This window comes from Mesorhizobium sp. M4A.F.Ca.ET.050.02.1.1 (assembly GCF_003997725.1).
Taxonomy (GTDB): domain Bacteria; phylum Pseudomonadota; class Alphaproteobacteria; order Rhizobiales; family Rhizobiaceae; genus Mesorhizobium.
On the sequence record NZ_RZSG01001351.1, the window covers coordinates 1 to 750 of the forward strand.

1 protein-coding gene is annotated in these 750 nt (G+C 65.2%); it reads left to right on the forward strand.

Translation table 11 applies throughout. The annotated features are described in order from the left end of the window. Positions 1-163 precede the first annotated feature (163 nt). Positions 164-750: alpha/beta hydrolase (locus EOA33_RS37435; protein WP_145989587.1), on the forward strand; the 587-nt coding region annotated here is incomplete at its 3' end.

Sequence of the window (750 nt, forward strand, 5' to 3'; positions counted from 1 at the left end):
CCCCCTCAAAGGGGGGAGATCGGATGTCGCGAAGGCTTTCGCCAGTCTCAGACGCTGCAGAAAAGGCGGCATGGCCAAAACTGCCGATGTCCCCCCTTGAGGGGGAGATGGCCGGCAGGCCAGGGGGTGCCTGGGCTCGACCTCTCCAATCGATGCAGCAACCATGACCGATTATAAAACCCTGATCGACGCCGAGACCTGGGCCTTCATCGAGAAGACCAACGCCTACTACCCGCCGGATGCGATCGACTACACGGTTGCCCAGCAGCGCGCGATCTATGACCGCATGTGCCGGGAATTCTTTGCCGGCTATCCGCAAGGCGTGACGGTCGAGACCACAGCCATCCCGGCGCCCGCGCAAGACATCCCGATCCGCCTCTATCGCAACGCAAAACCGCTCACGGTGGCGATGGTGCTCTACGTCCATGGCGGCGGCTTCATCCTCGGCGGGCTGGACAGCCATGACGATGTCTGCGCCGAGCTCTGCGCCCGCACCGGCTTCGAGGTGGTTTCGGTCGACTACCGGCTGGCGCCTGAGCATCTGCATCCGGCCGCCTTCGACGATGTCATGGCCGCCTTCGAATGGGCGACCGCCACTTACGACCGTCCCGTCCTGCTCTGCGGCGACAGCGCCGGCGGCAACCTTTGCGCCGCCGTCAGCCACGCGACGCGCGGCCATGTCAAAAAGCCGGTCGGCCAGGTCCTGGTCTATCCGGGCCTCGGCGGCGACCGTTCGACGGGGTCCTATTC